Source organism: Herbaspirillum frisingense (assembly GCF_047325095.1).
Classification (GTDB): Bacteria; Pseudomonadota; Gammaproteobacteria; order Burkholderiales; family Burkholderiaceae_D; genus Herbaspirillum; species Herbaspirillum frisingense.
Map to the genome: position 1 here is coordinate 4,375,863 of NZ_CP168558.1, position 15,332 is coordinate 4,391,194.

General features: G+C 66.2%; 14 protein-coding genes. 3 read left to right on the forward strand and 11 right to left on the reverse strand.

The features are described from left to right. Positions 1-7: 7 nt before the first annotated feature. On the reverse strand, positions 8-208 hold the full coding sequence (locus ACEOAC_RS20090; protein WP_241811494.1) for a hypothetical protein: 201 nt from the start codon (positions 206-208) through the stop codon (positions 8-10). Between the two features lie 90 nt (positions 209-298). Here ACEOAC_RS20090 and ACEOAC_RS20095 point away from each other — a divergent pair, with 90 nt between their 5' ends. Further along, positions 299-1,195 (forward strand): LysR family transcriptional regulator, encoded by an 897-nt coding sequence (locus tag ACEOAC_RS20095; protein ID WP_413445157.1) that lies wholly within the window; start codon positions 299-301, stop codon positions 1,193-1,195. A 150-nt stretch (positions 1,196-1,345) separates the two neighbouring features. Then, complete coding sequence (locus tag ACEOAC_RS20100; protein ID WP_413628547.1) at positions 1,346-2,476, forward strand: DSD1 family PLP-dependent enzyme; 1,131 nt, start codon at positions 1,346-1,348, stop codon at positions 2,474-2,476. Here the strand turns inward: ACEOAC_RS20100 and ACEOAC_RS20105 are convergent. The 3 genes from ACEOAC_RS20105 to ACEOAC_RS20115 are packed head-to-tail and all read right to left on the reverse strand — an operon-like array spanning position 2,463 to position 5,635. Further along, positions 2,463-3,674, reverse strand: coding sequence for a M20 aminoacylase family protein (locus ACEOAC_RS20105; protein ID WP_413445050.1), 1,212 nt, complete (start codon positions 3,672-3,674; stop codon positions 2,463-2,465). The two genes, ACEOAC_RS20100 and ACEOAC_RS20105, sit on opposite strands and share 14 nt — an antisense overlap. A 31-nt stretch (positions 3,675-3,705) precedes the next feature. Next, on the reverse strand, positions 3,706-5,181 hold the full coding sequence (locus tag ACEOAC_RS20110) for an aldehyde dehydrogenase family protein (protein WP_413445051.1): 1,476 nt from the start codon (positions 5,179-5,181) through the stop codon (positions 3,706-3,708). A 49-nt stretch (positions 5,182-5,230) separates the two neighbouring features. Then, entirely contained in the window at positions 5,231-5,635 is a 405-nt protein-coding gene (locus ACEOAC_RS20115) for a RidA family protein (RefSeq protein ID WP_077236571.1), read from the reverse strand. 150 nt (positions 5,636-5,785) lie between these two features. Between ACEOAC_RS20115 and ACEOAC_RS20120 the strand changes: the two genes are divergently transcribed. After that, positions 5,786-6,730, forward strand: a complete 945-nt coding sequence (locus ACEOAC_RS20120; protein ID WP_413628548.1) for a LysR family transcriptional regulator — start codon at positions 5,786-5,788, stop codon at positions 6,728-6,730. Between the two features lie 21 nt (positions 6,731-6,751). Here ACEOAC_RS20120 and ACEOAC_RS20125 read toward each other — a convergent pair whose 3' ends face one another. The 7 genes from ACEOAC_RS20125 to ACEOAC_RS20155 all read right to left on the reverse strand — a co-directional run bounded on the left by ACEOAC_RS20125 (position 6,752) and on the right by ACEOAC_RS20155 (position 15,270). Further along, positions 6,752-8,077 (reverse strand): NAD(P)/FAD-dependent oxidoreductase, encoded by a 1,326-nt coding sequence (locus ACEOAC_RS20125; protein WP_234295681.1) that lies wholly within the window; start codon positions 8,075-8,077, stop codon positions 6,752-6,754. A 1-nt stretch (position 8,078) separates the two neighbouring features. After that, positions 8,079-8,819 (reverse strand): cupin domain-containing protein, encoded by a 741-nt coding sequence (locus ACEOAC_RS20130; protein ID WP_413445053.1) that lies wholly within the window; start codon positions 8,817-8,819, stop codon positions 8,079-8,081. 59 nt (positions 8,820-8,878) lie between these two features. Continuing rightward, entirely contained in the window at positions 8,879-10,801 is a 1,923-nt protein-coding gene (locus ACEOAC_RS20135; protein WP_413628549.1) for an ABC transporter ATP-binding protein, read from the reverse strand. Positions 10,802-10,805: 4 nt separating this feature from the next. Next, positions 10,806-11,699: an ABC transporter permease gene (locus ACEOAC_RS20140; protein ID WP_413445207.1), complete on the reverse strand. Its 894-nt coding sequence runs from the start codon at positions 11,697-11,699 to the stop codon at positions 10,806-10,808. Further along, positions 11,696-12,652 (reverse strand): ABC transporter permease, encoded by a 957-nt coding sequence (locus ACEOAC_RS20145; protein WP_077236575.1) that lies wholly within the window; start codon positions 12,650-12,652, stop codon positions 11,696-11,698. The genes ACEOAC_RS20140 and ACEOAC_RS20145 overlap by 4 nt, the downstream gene beginning before the upstream one ends. A 101-nt stretch (positions 12,653-12,753) precedes the next feature. Next, positions 12,754-14,385, reverse strand: a complete 1,632-nt coding sequence (locus ACEOAC_RS20150) for an ABC transporter substrate-binding protein (protein ID WP_413445206.1) — start codon at positions 14,383-14,385, stop codon at positions 12,754-12,756. A 216-nt stretch (positions 14,386-14,601) separates the two neighbouring features. Next, positions 14,602-15,270 carry a haloacid dehalogenase type II gene (locus ACEOAC_RS20155; protein ID WP_102663140.1) on the reverse strand — a complete coding sequence of 223 codons (669 nt, stop codon included), beginning with the start codon at positions 15,268-15,270 and terminating at the stop codon, positions 14,602-14,604. Positions 15,271-15,332: the final 62 nt, after the last annotated feature.

Below are 15,332 nucleotides of genomic sequence, written 5' to 3' on the forward strand. Positions count from 1 at the left end.
CTCATCCCTACGGCAGATGGACGGGAAGCAGGCGGGAGCCAGCCTCCTGGCGGCCATCCCTGAGCACGTAATCGACTTCGCTGGCGCCGATGCCCAGGTCATTGAGTTCGCGGGCCTCCATGCCCCTGATCTCAACGACTGCGGCGCCGCGTGATCTGCTGTAGTCCCCGAGTACGCGGGCAAGGACCTGGCTGACGATAGGCCACATGGACTTCTCCTTGGTTGAATGCGCACATGATCAGGCAATCCAGGCTATTGGTAAAATTGAGTTTGATGACATCTATTATCAGGAAACCTGATGCGAGAACTCAGCCTGGACCAGTTGCGCACACTGGTCAACATCGTCGACCTGGGGACCTTTTCGGCCGCCGCCAATGCGCTGCACCTGGCCCAGCCAACCATCAGCCTGCATGTCAGCGATCTTGAGGCGCGCCTGGGCGGTGCCCTGCTCATGCGTGGCAGTCGCCGGGTACAGGCCACGGCCCTGGGCGCACTGGTGATCGAACGGGCCAGGCGACTGTTACGCGACGCCGACGATCTGCTGGAGGTGGCCAGAAAACACGTGGAAGGCAAGGTGGGACGGGTGCGACTGGGGACTTCGACGGGGGTGGTTGTGAACCTGCTGCCGCGCGTATTGCGCAAGCTGGAAAGCAGCTTTCCCGGCATCGATGTGGAGGTCAACATCCTGGGCTCGAACGAGACCATGGCGCGCCTGCAGGAAGGCACGCTCGACATCGGCCTGGTGGCCACCCCGATCCAGTCTTCCAAGGACATCCTGATCACGCATTGGCGCAGTGACCGCATGATGGCCTTCCTGCCGGCCACGTGGAAATCACCGGCGGCGATCAAGCCGGGCTGGCTGGTGGACAAGCCAATGATCTTCAACGATGCGACCACGCAGATGTATCGCCTGACCATGGCCTGGTTCGCCGAGGCCGGGGAAAACCCGCGCGCGCGTATCGAACTCAACTACAACGAAGCCATGAAGAGCCTGGTCTCGGCCGGCTACGGCGCCGCCGTCCTGCCGCTGGAACAGCCCCTGGCCGCCGAGCTGGAGCGCCACAAGGATATCCGCATCGTTCCCCTCTCCCCGGTGCTCAAGCGCCACATCGGCGTGGCGCATCGTGCCCTGCCTGGCCTGGACAAGGCGACGGCCAACGTGCTGGAGACGATACGGCAGTTCGAGCAGGCCTGAACCGGGGTCTCCCCTGCCAGCCCGTCTTTCGGAGGCACGCGCAGGCTCATTAACGACCGTTTAATGCTGGATTCAATGAGCATTAAGCACAGCCCCGGGTGCATCTCCTATAGTCAGCACTCCTTCACGTGCAATCTTCAGGAGTTCCCCATGAGCCTGGCATCCCTGCCCACGCCCGCCGCCTTGATCGACATCACCCGCATGGAGCGCAACATCGCCCGCATGCAGCAGCGCATGGATGCGCTGGGCGTGCGCTTCCGCCCCCACGTCAAGACCACCAAGTGCCAGCAGGTCGTGCAGGCGCAATTGCAGGCCGGGGCGAGCGGCATCACCGTCTCCACCCTGAAGGAGGCCGAGCAGTTCTTTGCTGCCGGCATCCGCGACATCGTCTATGCGGTAGGCATGGCGCCCACCAAGCTGGAGCAGGCGCTGGCCCTGCGTCGCCAGGGCTGCGATCTCAAGATCGTGGCCGACAGCGTGGTCTGTGCCGAGGCCATCGTGGCCTTCGGACAGGAGCACGATGCGTCGTTTGAAGTCTGGATCGAAATCGACGTCGATGGCCATCGCTCCGGCATCGCCCCGGACGATGCCGTCCTGCTGACCGTGGGATCGATACTGCACGCAGGCGGCATGCGCCTGGGCGGGGTGTTGGCCCACGCCGGCTCCAGCTACGACCATGACAATGATGCCGCCCTCATCGCCGTGGCCGAACAGGAACGCGCCGGCTGCGTGCGCGCCGCCGAACGTCTGCGCGCCGCCGGCCTGCCGTGCGAGGTGGTCAGCATCGGCTCCACCCCGACCGCCCTGCGCGCCGAACAGTTGCGTGGTGTCACCGAGGTGCGGGCCGGGGTCTATGCCATGTTCGATCTGGTGATGTACAACGTAGGCGTCAATACGCTCGATGACATCGCGCTGAGCGTGCTGACCACCGTGATCGGCCACCAGCCCGAGAAAGGCTGGGCCATTGTCGATGCCGGATGGATGGCCATGAGCCGCGACCGGGGTACCCAAGGGCGCCGCCAGGATTTCGGCTATGGCCAGGTCTGCACCGAGGATGGCCAGGTACTGCAAGGCTACCTGATGAGCGGCGCCAACCAGGAGCACGGCATCCTCTCGCGCCAGGGCAGCCCGGATAGCCAGATCGCACAGCTTCTGCCGATCGGGACGCGCCTGCGCATCCTGCCCAACCACGCCTGCGCCACCGGCGCGCAGTACCCGCACTATCAGGCCATCGCCGCCGACGGCAGCGTGACGACCTGGCCGCGCTTCAACGGCTGGTAGGCGCCGCGCCGTTCAGGCCGCTGCCGAAATAGGATTGCGCCAGCGCCACCCAGTAGCGCACGCCCTCTTCGATGATGTCATCGTTGAAGTCGTAGTGCGGGTGGTGCAGCGAATGGGAGCTGCGGTCCTGCGGCGCATTGCCGATCAGGACATAGGTCCCCGGCCGCTCCTCCAGCATGAAGCCGAAATCCTCGGAGGTCATGTTGGCGGGGATGCCGGTGCGGATTCGCGCATCACCGAAGGTCGTGCGGATCACCCGTTCACAGAACTCGGTCTCGGCCGGTGTATTGATGGTCGCCGGGTAGTACTGGAAGAATTCCACCTCCACCTGCGCGCCATAGGCGTCGGCCAGCGCATGACACATGCGGCGGATGTCTTCCTGCAACTTCTGCTGCAGGGTCGATGAGAGCGTGCGGATGGTGCCGCGCAGCTCGGCGCGGTCGGGAATCACGTTGTCGGTATCACCCGCATGGAACATGCACACCGAGATCACGGCCGGATCGACCGGGTCCTTGTGACGGGCGGCGATGGTCTGGCACTGCAAGACCATGGAGCAGGCCAGCGGAATCGGGTCCAGCCCGAGATGCGGCTGGGCCGCGTGCGCGCCCTTGCCGGTGATGGTGATCTTCAGGCGCGAGCCGGCGGCCATGATGGGACCGGTGCGCAGGCCGAACTGTCCGGCCGGCAGGCCCGGCCAGTTGTGCATGCCGAACACGGCCTCGGTCGGGAACTGTTCGAAGAGGCCATCCTCGATCATCTTGCGCGCCCCCGCCCCGCCCTCCTCCCCCGGCTGGAACACGAAGTGCACGCTGCCCGCCAGCGTCGGCATCTGCCTCAGCACCCGGGCCGCACCCAGCAGCATGACGGTGTGACCATCGTGGCCGCAGGCATGCATGACGCCGTGCGAGCAGGAAGCATGGGCGAAGTCATTGGCCTCGGTGATGGGCAGGGCGTCCAGGTCGGCGCGTAGCACGATGCCGCGCTGCGGGTCGCTGCCCGGCAGGCTGGCCACCACGCCGGTGCCACCCAGGCCACGGGTGACGGCATAGCCCAGTGACTCCAGTTCCCGCACGACAACGTCGGCGGTGCGATGTTCCTCGAAGCGCAGTTCGGGATGCGCATGCAGGTCGCGGCGCAGGCCGGCCCAGTGGGCCAGATGCGGCTGCAGGCTGTCGTGCTGATGGGGGGTGTGTTCCATGATGCGGCTCTGTCTCCGGTTCGGCAGGCAATCAGGCGTAATAGCCCAGGATCGATTTCACTTCCATGTACTCTTCCATGCCCTCGACGCCGTACTCGCGGCCGTTGCCGGACTGCTTGTAGCCGCCGAAGGGCGCCTGCGGGTCCCAGGCCGGGTAGTTCAGGTGGACCTGGCCGGACTGGATGCGGGCCGCCACGGCGCGTACCTGGTCCTTGTCGGTCCCCTGCACATGGGCACCCAGGCCATAGACGCTGTCGTTGGCGATGGCGATGGCTTCTTCCACGCTGTCGTAGGGCAGGATGGCCAGGACCGGGCCGAAGATTTCCTCCTGCGCGATCACCATGTCGGTATGCACGTCCGAAAAGATCGTGGGCCGCGCATAGAAGCCCTGCTCCAGCCCCTGCGGGCGTCCAGGACCGCCGGCCAGCAGCCGGGCGCCATCCTGCAGGCCGGCCTCGATCATCTGCTGCACGCGCAGGAACTGGGCGCGATTGGCCAGCGGGCCATGGGTGGTGGACTCCTGCCACGGATCGCCCACCTGCATCTGCGCCAGCGCTGCCAGCGCCAGGGCATGCACACGATCCAGCGCCACGCGGGGCACGATCAGCCGCGTGGGCGCGCTGCAGGACTGGCCCATGTTGCGCAGGGCGGCCGCCACCCCGGGCGGGATGGCGCGCTCCAGGTCGGCATCCGGCAGCACCAGGTTGGGCGATTTTCCACCCAGTTCCTGCGCCACGCGCTTGACGGTGGTTGCCGCCGCCTGCGCCACCAGCACGCCGGCACGGGTGGAGCCGGTGATGGAAATCATGTCCACCTGGGGATGCACGGACAGGGCTGCGCCGACCTCGGCGCCGGTGCCATTGACCAGGTTGAAGACCCCGGCCGGGACGCCGGCCTCGTGCACGATCTCGGCGAACAGCAGCGCCGACAGCGGCGACAGTTCGCTGGGCTTAAGCACTACCGTGCAGCCGGCCGCCAGGGCCGGGCCGACCTTGGCGGTGATCTGGTAGATCGGCCAGTTCCAGGGCGTAATCAGGGCGCATACGCCGATGGGCTCGCGCACGATGGCGGTGGTGCCGCGTGGGCGGATGAAGGGGTAGTCGGCCAGGTTGTCGCGGGCCACGCGCAGGTGCTCGGCCGCCAGCGGCACGTGGGCGTTGCGGGCGTAGCTGATGGGCGCGCCCATTTCCAGCGTGAGCGCCTGGGCGAACAGTTCGCTGCGCTCCAGCAGCAAGGCATGCACGCGGCCCAGCAAGGCGGCGCGCTCAACCGGCGAAGTCGCGGCCCAGGCCGGGAAGGCCCGTCGTGCGGCCTGCACCGCATGGTCCACATCGGCAGCATTGCCCAACGCGATCTCGCCGACCGCCGCTTCGGTGGCCGGGGCGATGACGCTGGCGCATTCGCTGCCCTGCGGGCGCACCCAGGCACCATCGATATAGAAATGCGCCAGCCGGGCGGTGCGGCCCAGGTGGTCCAGCGGAAGTGAGGCAGAGGCGTGGAGGGTCATGTCGGGATGTCCTTGGGTTGGGGGCGGTCCTGGTCGCAAAGCCAGGTGTTCACAGCAACGCGGTCGCCTCGACCTCGATCTGCAGACCGAAATGCAGAGCCGGTACCGGTACGACCGCGCGTGCCGGACGGGCAGCGCCGGCCCAGGCCGCATAGATCTGGTTGAACAGGGGCCAGTGCGCCACGTCGGTGAGGTAGATGCGCACCTGCAGAAGCTTGCCGATCTCGCTGCCGCCACCGGTGAGGGCGGTCTCGACATTGGCCAGCACCTGCCGTGCCTGGACTTCGAAGGACGCCTCGGTGAGCTTGTGGCCGCTGGCATCGATGGGCAGTTGGCCGGAGATGAACAACATGCCGTTGCCGCTGGCGACATGGCTGTAGTGGCCGCCGGGCGTGGCCAGGCCGACCGGGTTGAGGGTGACCGGGTAGCGGTGGGGATCGGTGTCGTGATTCATGAGGTCCATTGATCGAAGTGAAAAGTCAGAAAACAGATAAGAAACCGGAAAGCAAAACGCTATGCGACCGCAGTTTCCCTGGATGGACTGTAGCCAGATGGCGCTCATCCATGTTTAATATCCGTTCAATTCACCATTAAGAGGTCTTTAATGCTACAACTCGATGACATGCAACTGCTGCGCGCCCTTGGCGCGTCGTCTTCGCTGGCCGCCACCGCTCGCCTGCTGGATCTGACGCCGCCTGCCGTCACGGTGCGCCTGCAGCGCATCGAGGACCGCATCGGCGTGCGCGTGGCACACCGCGCTGCGCGAGGCATCGCTCTGACCGACGAAGGCCAGCGCCTGGTGCAGGAGTCCATGGACATCCTGGAGCGCATCGAATCGCTCACCGCCAGCATCTCGCGCGAGGCCGACCGCGGCGGGTCCATTGGCGAGACCCAGATCAGCGGATCGCTGCGGGTGGTGGCCCCGTTCGGCTTCGGTCGCCGCCATGTGGCACCGCTGGTGCGCGTTCTGCAGCGCAGCCACCCGCAGCTGGCGATTTCCCTGCTGCTGGCCGAGAGTCCCCTGTCGGCCGCCACCGGTGCCGATGCCGTGATCTCCATCGGGCGCGTCAAGGACTCTTCATGGGTCGGGCATTTCCTGGCGCCCAACGAACGCTTCCTGTGCGCAGCGCCGACGCTGGCGCGACGCATGCAGCGCCTGAAACATCCGTCCGAACTGGCCGAGTATCCCTATGTCTGCCTGCGCGAGAACGACGACGACGTCAGCCGCCTGCGCTTCACTCCCGTGGACCGTGCCGGAGGGCGTACCGGCAAGGCCCTGACGGTCAAGCTCAAGGGCATGCTCTCGTCCAATGACGGCACCATCACCCGCGACTGGGCGCTCGACGGCGAAGGCTTCGTGGCGCGTTCCGAATGGGATTGCGCCCATCTGGTGGCCGAGGGCCGCCTTGCCCGCATCCTGCCCGGCTGGCAGCTGGAGCCGGCCCCCGTCATGGCGCTGCTGCCGGGTCGCGAGGGCTTGACCACGCGCCAGCGGGTCTTCCTGGAAGCGGCCCGGCGCGCCTTCGATCCGGTTCCCTGGCGTCGCTGACAAGAGCGGCCGGAGGCCACGTCAGAAGTCCGCCACCTTGCCCCAGGACGAATCGTTGAAGCGATTCGGGTGATAGGGGCGCGGATCGACGATGGGCGTAACGCCACTGGCCAGGTCCGCGATCAGGTGCCCGGCGCCCGGTCCGATGCCGAAACCGTGGCCGGAGAAGCCGGCCGCCAGGATCAGCCCCGGGGTCTGCGGCAATTCGCCGATGCCTGGCACGCCGTCGGGCGTGCTATCCACATAGCCGGCCCAGGTATGGGTGACGCGGGCCTCTGCCAGCTCGGGCAGCAGTTCGATGGCGCGGCGATGGGTGGCACGGATGGACACCGGATCGGCCGGCGCATCCAGGATGCGCATGTGTTCCATCGGCGTGGGCGCATCCAGGCGCCAGCGCGACAGGCTCTCGTGACCACTGCGCCAGGCCTGCAGGCCACCCGGCGACAGATTGCGCCAGCGCTTGGCGAACATCGGCAGGAATTGCGGCGAAAAGCGCAGGAACTGCAAGGTCGGATCGACCCGCGCCCGACCGCTGATGGCTAGCGCATAAGAGCCGTCGCTGCGCCGCGTGACCGCCACACCCGAGGTGTACAGCGCGCCCGGCAAGGGCTCGCTGGTCGGCGCCACACTCATGATGGACTGCCGCACCGAGGCCTGCGGAAAACGGATGCCCAGCTGGTGGCAGAACGATGACGCCCAGGCGCCGCCGGCCAGGATGGCGGTGCGGGTCTTGATGACGCCGGCTTCGGTGATCACGCCGGAGACGCGTCCACCTTCGGTTTCGATACCACGCGCCGCGCATTGCTGGATCACGTGGCCGCCCAGCTTCATCACCGCGCGCGCCACCGCCGGTGCCGCCTTGCCCGGATCGGCAGTGCCGTCGGTGGGCGAGAACACCCCGCCCTTCCAGGGACGTCGGGTGGCGTGGCCACGTTCGGCGGCCTGTTTGCTGTCGAGCATATAGGTGGTCACGCCGGCGCTCTTGGCGAACTTGCCCCAGGTGGCCCAGCGATTGATTTCCTCGTCATCGTTGGACAGGTAGAGCAGGCCGCAGCGGGTGAAACCGGTGTCCTCGCCGCTCTCGGCGGAGAACTGCTCCCACAGGTCGATACTCTTGGTCGCCATGGGCAGCTCGCGGGCATCGCGGTTCTGCTGGCGGCACCAGCCCCAGTTGCGGCTGGACTGCTCGGCACCGATGCGCCCCTTTTCGACCACGGCCACCGAGATGCCGCGCCTGGCCAGGTAGTAGGCGGTGAAGATGCCGATGATGCCGCCACCGATGATGACCACGTCGGCCGCAGCAGGCGGCGTGGTCGGGCTCTGGACTTGGACGAGTGGGGGCGACATCTTACTTGCCCTCCCCGGCCGGCACGCTCTGGACCACATAGAACTTGGCCACGCGCTCGCTGCTCTCCCAGCCGATGGACGCACCCTGCGGCACGAACACGGCATCGCCCCGCTCCACCGCCACCACGCCGCCATCGGGCTCGGCGAAGCGCACCCCGCCATCGAGGATGTGCATGAATTCATTGACCGGATGGGGGCGCACGATACGGTGGTAAGGGGTGGAATCCCAGGTGCCGATCTTGGCGTGGATGGAGGTTTCATCGACCACGTTGTCGCTGCGGCATTGCGGGACCGGCCCCAGCAGGATTTCCTTGGGCAGGGAATTGGCCGAGGGCTTGAAGTCGGCCTCGGCCACCAGCGGGAACACGCCCGGCTGCACCGGTTGCGGGCAATCGGCGGCGCAGAACACCACCAGCGTCGGCACCGGGGCCGATACCCGCAGCGCGGCACCGGTGGTGAGCACCACACCGCTGTCGGGCTTGAGCACCAGCGGCGCGGCGCCCTCGGTCTCGACATGCAGTTCACCCTGCACCACCACCAGGGTTTCCTGGTGCGGGAAACGGGCGATATCGATTGCCAACGCGCCATCCAGGCGCAGCCGTCCGGCGCTCATGCCGCCGTTGCCCTGCCAGGCGATTTCACGCGAAGCGGCAAAGGGGTCGGCCTGACCCAGCGCGGCCGGGCGGAACGGGGTGGACAAGGGGGCGCCAGAGGCACGGTACAACACCAACGCTGCAGACATTTCTTCTCCTATGGGATGGCCAATGGACTTGGCCTTGAATTCGAATACCGGTGCCGGGATCAGACCGTCACGCCTTCCACCGGCAGCAGCGGCGCCTGCGCCTGCTGCAGGTCGGCGTCGGAGCGATGGCACAGGATCTCGCCGCCATGTTCCATGTTGCGGCGACGCGGCGGCACCACGTTACAGACACCATCCACCCGCAGCGAACAGCGCGGCAGGAAGGCACAGATCTCAGGCGACGGGTCGGCCGCGCCGATGGGCGGCAGCTTGTGCTGGCCGGCCCCGGCCACCTGTTCCAGCCAGCCCTGCTGCATGGCCGGGACCGACGACAGCAGGAGGTGCGAATACGGGTGGTAAGGCGGCGCCATCATCGCCTCGCGCGGGCGGTTGGCCACCATGCGACCGGCATAGAGCACCACGATGTCGTCACAGATGGCGCGCACCGTGCTGATGTCGTGGCTGATGAACATGTAGGACACCTGCAGCTCGCGCCGCAGCTCGGCCAGCAATTCCAGGATGGCGGCAGCCACCACCGTATCCAGGGCCGAGGTCACCTCGTCGCACAGGATCAGGTCGGGCTTGGCGGCCAGGGCGCGGGCCAGGTTCACGCGCTGCTTCTGGCCGCCGGAGAGTTCGGCCGGCAGACGGTAGATCACGCTGGAGGGCAGTTTGACCAGGTCCAGCAGTTCGGCCGTGCGACGCCGCATGGCATCGCCCTTGAGGCCGTGATAGAAGGCCAGCGGACGGTTCAGGATGCGGCCGATGCTGTGGGCCGGGTTGAGCGCGGTGTCGGCGTTCTGGAACACGATCTGCACCCGCCGGAACTGTTCGCGGGTGCGCCCCTCCAGGGTCGGCGAGAGGTTCTGGCCATCGAGCTGGATGCTGCCGCGCGCCGGGGCGATCATGCCGGCCACCGCGCGTGCCAGGGTGGTCTTGCCGGAGCCGGATTCGCCGATGATGCCCACCGTGCTGCCGCGCTGGATGGTGAGGTTGATGTCGTCCAGGATGCGCACGCCAGGCAGGCCCAGCCGGTCCGGAGCGCCGTAGCCGGCCACCAGGCCGCTGATGCGCAAGAGCGGCGCCCTGGCGTCGGCCGGCATGCTGGTCGGCAGCACTTCACGTAGCTGCGCCACCCGCGTGGCCGGGGAGACGGCGGCGATCAGGCTCTGGGTATAGCTGTCGGCGGGTTCATGCAGCACCTGTCCGGTACTGCCCATTTCGCGTACGGCGCCATCGCGCAGCACGATGATGCGGTCGGCCATCTGCGCCACCACGGCCAGGTCGTGCGAGACATAGACGGCGGTGGTACCAAGTTCCTTGACCACCTTCTTGAAGGCGCGCAGCACCTCGATCTGGGTGGTCACGTCCAGGGCCGTGGTGGGTTCGTCCAGGATCACCAGTTCCGGGTCGGTGATCAGGGCCATGGCCGCCATCACGCGCTGCAGCTGGCCGCCCGAGACCTGGTGCGGATAACGGTCGCCGATGCTCTCGGGTTTCGGCAATGCCAGTGCGCGGAACAGCTCGACCGCCTTGGCGCGGGCGCTGGCCTTGTCCATCACGCCATGTTGCAGGGCACTCTCGATGACCTGATCCATCAAGGTACGCGCCGGGTTGAAGGCCGCCGCCGCACTCTGGGCGATATAGGCCACATGATGGCCACGCATGGCCAGCAGCGCCTTTTCATCCATCTGGTCGATCTGGCGCTGGCCGATGCGGATCCGGCCGCCGGCGATCTGGCAACCGCTACGGGCATAGCCCAGCAGCGACAGGGCGATGGTGGTCTTGCCGGAGCCGGACTCGCCGATCAGTGCCAGCACTTCGCCACGCGCCACGGTGAAATCGACGTTCTTGACGATTTCCACCGAGCTGCCATCGTCCTTGCGGGCGGTGACCCGCAGGCCCTGCACGTCGACCAGGGGCTGACCGGTCGGGGAGGCAGCGGTGCTGCCCTTCTTGCCGAGGAAAGTATCGAACTGCTTCACGGGCTTACTCCTTGGCAGCGCGCTTGCCGCGCAGGTTGTCGATCAGCAGGTTCACGCCGATGGTGAGCGAGGCAATGGCCAGCGCCGGCATGATCACCGCCAGGGCGCCCTCGCCCAGGCCGGAAATGTTTTCCCGCACCAGCGAGCCCCAGTCGGCATCCGGCGGCTGCACGCCCAGCGAGAGGAAGCTCAGGCCCGACAGCAGCAGCACCACGTAGACGAAGCGCAGACCGAAGTCGGCCAGCACCGGGCGGATCATGTTGGGCAGCATTTCGGTGGTCATGATGTACCACACGCCCTCGCCACGGGCACGCGCAGCCTGTACGTATTCCATGGCCTGCACATTGACCGCCAGCGAACGGGCGATGCGGTAGGCGCCGGGCATGTAGGTGATGGCGGCGGTGACCACCAGCAGCAGCATGGAAGAGCCGAAGGTGGCCACCATCATCAGCGCGAACATCTTGCTGGGGATCGAGATCAGGGCATCCAGGGCGCGACTGATGACGGCATCGCGCCAGCCACCGGAGAAGGCCGCAAACAGCGCCACGGCCGTGCCGGTGGCGCTGGCCAGTACGGTCGCCGCCAGCGCCAGGCCGATGGTGGCGCGGGTGCCGAAGAGGATGCGGCTCAACATGTCACGGCCCAGGTAGTCGCTGCCCAGCAGGAACTTGTGGCTCATGCCGGAAAACACGTCAGTATCGACGATGGCCGTGGCGTCATAGGGCGAGATGCTGGGGCCGAGGATGGCCATGAGCACCCAGAAGCCGACGATGGCCATGCCGATCCAGGCCATGGTCGAGTGGCGGCGCACGCGCTTCACGGGAGCGGGGGCAGAAGCGGGCACAGGCGCGGCCGGGGCGGCAGCTTCCCCGCCGGTGGAATCGTGGAGGGCTTTCATCGGGTCTTCAACCTTGGATTGGAAACAATGGCCAGCACATCGGCCGCCAGTACCAGCAGCAGGTAGCCGGCACAGAAGATCATCGAGCAGGCCTGCACCAGCGGCATGTCACGGGTGGTCACGGCATCGATCATCAGGGTGGCGATGCCGGGATAGTTGAAGATGCTTTCGACGATGATGACCCCGCCCAGCAGGTAGGACAGGCTCAGCGCGACCGCGTTGGCGATCGGGCCGATGGCATTGGGCAGCGCATGGCGCAGCACGATGCGGGTGCGCTTGACGCCTTTCAACAAGGCCATCTCGGCATAGGAAGAACGCAGCTGGTCGATCACGGCGGCGCGGGTCATGCGCGTCATCTGGGCCACGATCACGCAGCACAGGGTCAGCACCGGCATGGCATAGGCCTTGATGAAGGCCCCCAGGGTGGCGGCCTCGCCCGCATGCGACAGCGCCGACAGCCAGCGCAGCTTGACGGCGAAGATCATCACCGCCACCGTGGCGACCAGGAATTCCGGCACCGAGACCATCGACACCGCGCTGACGTTGACGGCGCGGTCGAAGAAGGAGCCCCGGTACATGGCCGAGAAGATGCCCAGGAACAGCGCCAGCGGCACCGATACCAGGGCGGTGACGGCGGCCAGCATCAGCGAGGCCGGCAGGCGCCCGCCTATCATCTGCGCCACCGGCACGTTGTTGACCAGCGACATGCCCGGATTGCCCGAGACCAGGTTGCCCAGCCAGTGGGCATAACGCAGCGGGGCTGGCAGATCCAGGCCGTACTGCAGGCGCAGCGCGGCCACCGTCTCGGGCGTGGCAGCCTGACCCAGCGCGGTCTGGGCGGCATCGCCCGGCAACAGGTTGGTGATGAAGAACACGCCGGCCGACACCAGCAACAGCGTCAGCACCGCCTGCAGCAGGCGGCGCACGATCAGACGCAGGACCATTCCATTCATAGCTATCCTCGGTAACCAGTGCCGGGACCGACCGACTGTGCCGACCGGTCCCATGCGACTTGCACTGCCTTCATTGCGTCAGGCGCGAGACTTTCCCGTTCTCACGCATCCAGCCAGACATACTCGGCACAGGTGTAGTTCATGAAGGCTCCCAGCGGCACCGGATCGATGCCCTTGACCTTGGTGCTCATGCCTTCCAGGTTGATGATGAAGACCGGAATACCGATGCCGCACTTCTCGTGGATCATGGTCTGCAGGTCGGCATACATGGACTTGCGCTTGGTGAAGTCGGTCTCGCCGCGTGCGGCCACCACCAGCTGGTCGAACTGGGCATTCTTCCAGCCCGATTCGTTCCACTGGGCATCGGACTTGAAGAACTGGGTCAGCAGGATGTCGGCGCTGGGGCGCGGATTGATGTTGCCGAAGCCGACCGGCACCTTCATCCACTGGTTGGACCAGTAGCCATCGGCCGGGACCCGCTTGACATCAAGCTTCAGACCGATCTTGGCAGCGCTCTGCTGCATCAGCACGGCCATGTCCACCGAGCCGGTGGCGGCTACCGAGGCCACGACCGGAATGGTGCTGCCCATGACGCCCGCCTTCTCCAGATGGAACTTGGCCTTGTCGGGATCGAAGGCGCGCTGCGGCAGGCCGGCGAAATAGAAGCGGTTGGTGGGGTCGATCGGCTGGTCGTTGGCGGTGACGGCGTAACCGCGGAAGGCGGCCATCTTGATCTGTTCGCGGTCCAGCAGATACTTCATGCCCAGGGTGAAATCCATGCTGCTGCCGGGTGCCACGTCCTGGCGCATGATCAGGTCGGTGTACTGGCCCGACTTGGTTTCCATGACGGTATAGCCGGCGGTACCCTTGACGCGGCCGGTGGAGCGGGCGTTGACGTCGTTGATCCAGTGCACGTCGCCGGAGAGCAGCGCATTGACGCGGGCCGCCTCGTCGGGGATGCCGAACAGTTCGACCTCGTCCAGGTAGGGCAGGCCGCTCTTCCAGTAGTTTTCGTTGCGTACGCCGATGGTGCGCACGCCGGGGGTGAATTCCTTGAGCTTGAAGGCACCGGTGCCGTTGGCGCTGCTGAAGTTGGTGGTGCCGTCGCGCACGATCAGGAACTGCGCGGTCGCCAGGATCACCGGCAGGTCGGCATTGGCGCTGGTGAGCTTGATCTGCACTTCATTGGGGCCGGTGGCCTTGACCGATTCAATCTGGTCGGCCAGCACCTTGACCTTGGAGGCGGTGGCCGGGTCCTTGTGGCGCATGAGCGAGAACACCACGTCGGCCGGGGTGAGGGGCTTGCCGTCGTGGAAGGTCACGCCCTTCTTCAGCTTGACGGTCCAGGTGATGGCGTCGTTGGTGAGCATTTCCTCGGCCAGCACCATCTGCGGCGCCAGCTTGCCGTCCAGCTTGGTCAGACCGTTGTAGAACATGTGCGCCCGGGTGTAGTCGGTGGAGTGCGCGGTCTTGGCCGGGTCCAGGGTGTCGGCGGTGGAACTGGTCTGGGTGGCGATGCGCATCTTGCCACCGCGCTTGCCGGTCTGTGCCGCCTGCGCCATTGCGCTGCCGCTGGCCGTGAGCAGGCCGCTGCCGCCCACCGTCATGAGACTACCGGCCAGCAGGGTGCGCATCATGTCGCGGCGGGTGAAACCGCCCTGCGCATGTTCCAGCGATAGGTCGGTGATGATGGAGCCCTCTGCGGGGAGTCGTCCGTTTTCCTGCTTGCTCATGAAAAGCCTCACGATAAAAGTTCAACCACGAAGACCACCGGCCTACCCTGGCGTCTGCTGTCGCAGATCCCTCCGCACAGGGCGTGCCACCTGATGGGGCCGGTCGCATGGATCGCAAGCCTGATGCCAGGCCGGCGGCGACCGGAACACTGCTGTTACCGGGAGTGCCTGCGCACGTGCTGCGCGTGGGCGGCTCCCTTCCTGCTCCTGCCCGGCTTACAGCCCGAGCACGCCCGGCAGGCCGGAGATGTCCTTGATCTCGGTATAGCCGTAGTACGGCGTCGAGGGCTCATGGCCGCGATTGACGAAGACCTTGTTCTTGATCCCCATGTCGGACGCCGGCATGAGGTCGTAGCGCAGGCTGGAAGAGACGTGCAACACGTCTTCCGGATTGCAGTTGAGGTTGTCGAGCATGTATTCGAAGGCGCGCAGGCGCGGCTTGTAGGCTTGCGCCTGCTGGGCGGTGAAGACCTTGTGGAAGGGCGCACCCAGTTGTTCGACGTTATGCATGATCTGGCTGTCGTCGGCGTTGGAGAAGATCACCAGCGGGAATTCCTTGGCCACCTTGGACAGGCCGGCCGGCACGTCTGCATGCGGGCCCCAGGTCGGCACGGCCTTGTAGAAGGCGCCGGTTTCCTCGTCGGTGGTCTTGATGCCCCAGCGCGCGCAGGTACGGGTGATGGCGTTCTTGCAGACCTGTTCGTAGGGCTTCCACTGATCCAGCACTTCATCGAGGCGATAGGCGGCGAACTGGCGCAGGAAGAAAGGCATGTCCTCGGCCGATACACGGTCGGCGTAGATCTTCTGCGCGGTTTCCGACATCTGGAAACGGGTCAGCGTGCCGTAGCAGTCGAAGGTGATGAATTTGGGCTTGAAAGTGCTCATGGAAAATCGTCCTGTCAAAAAAATGATCCTGCAAAGGGATGCGGCGAATTCTCTTGCCTGAG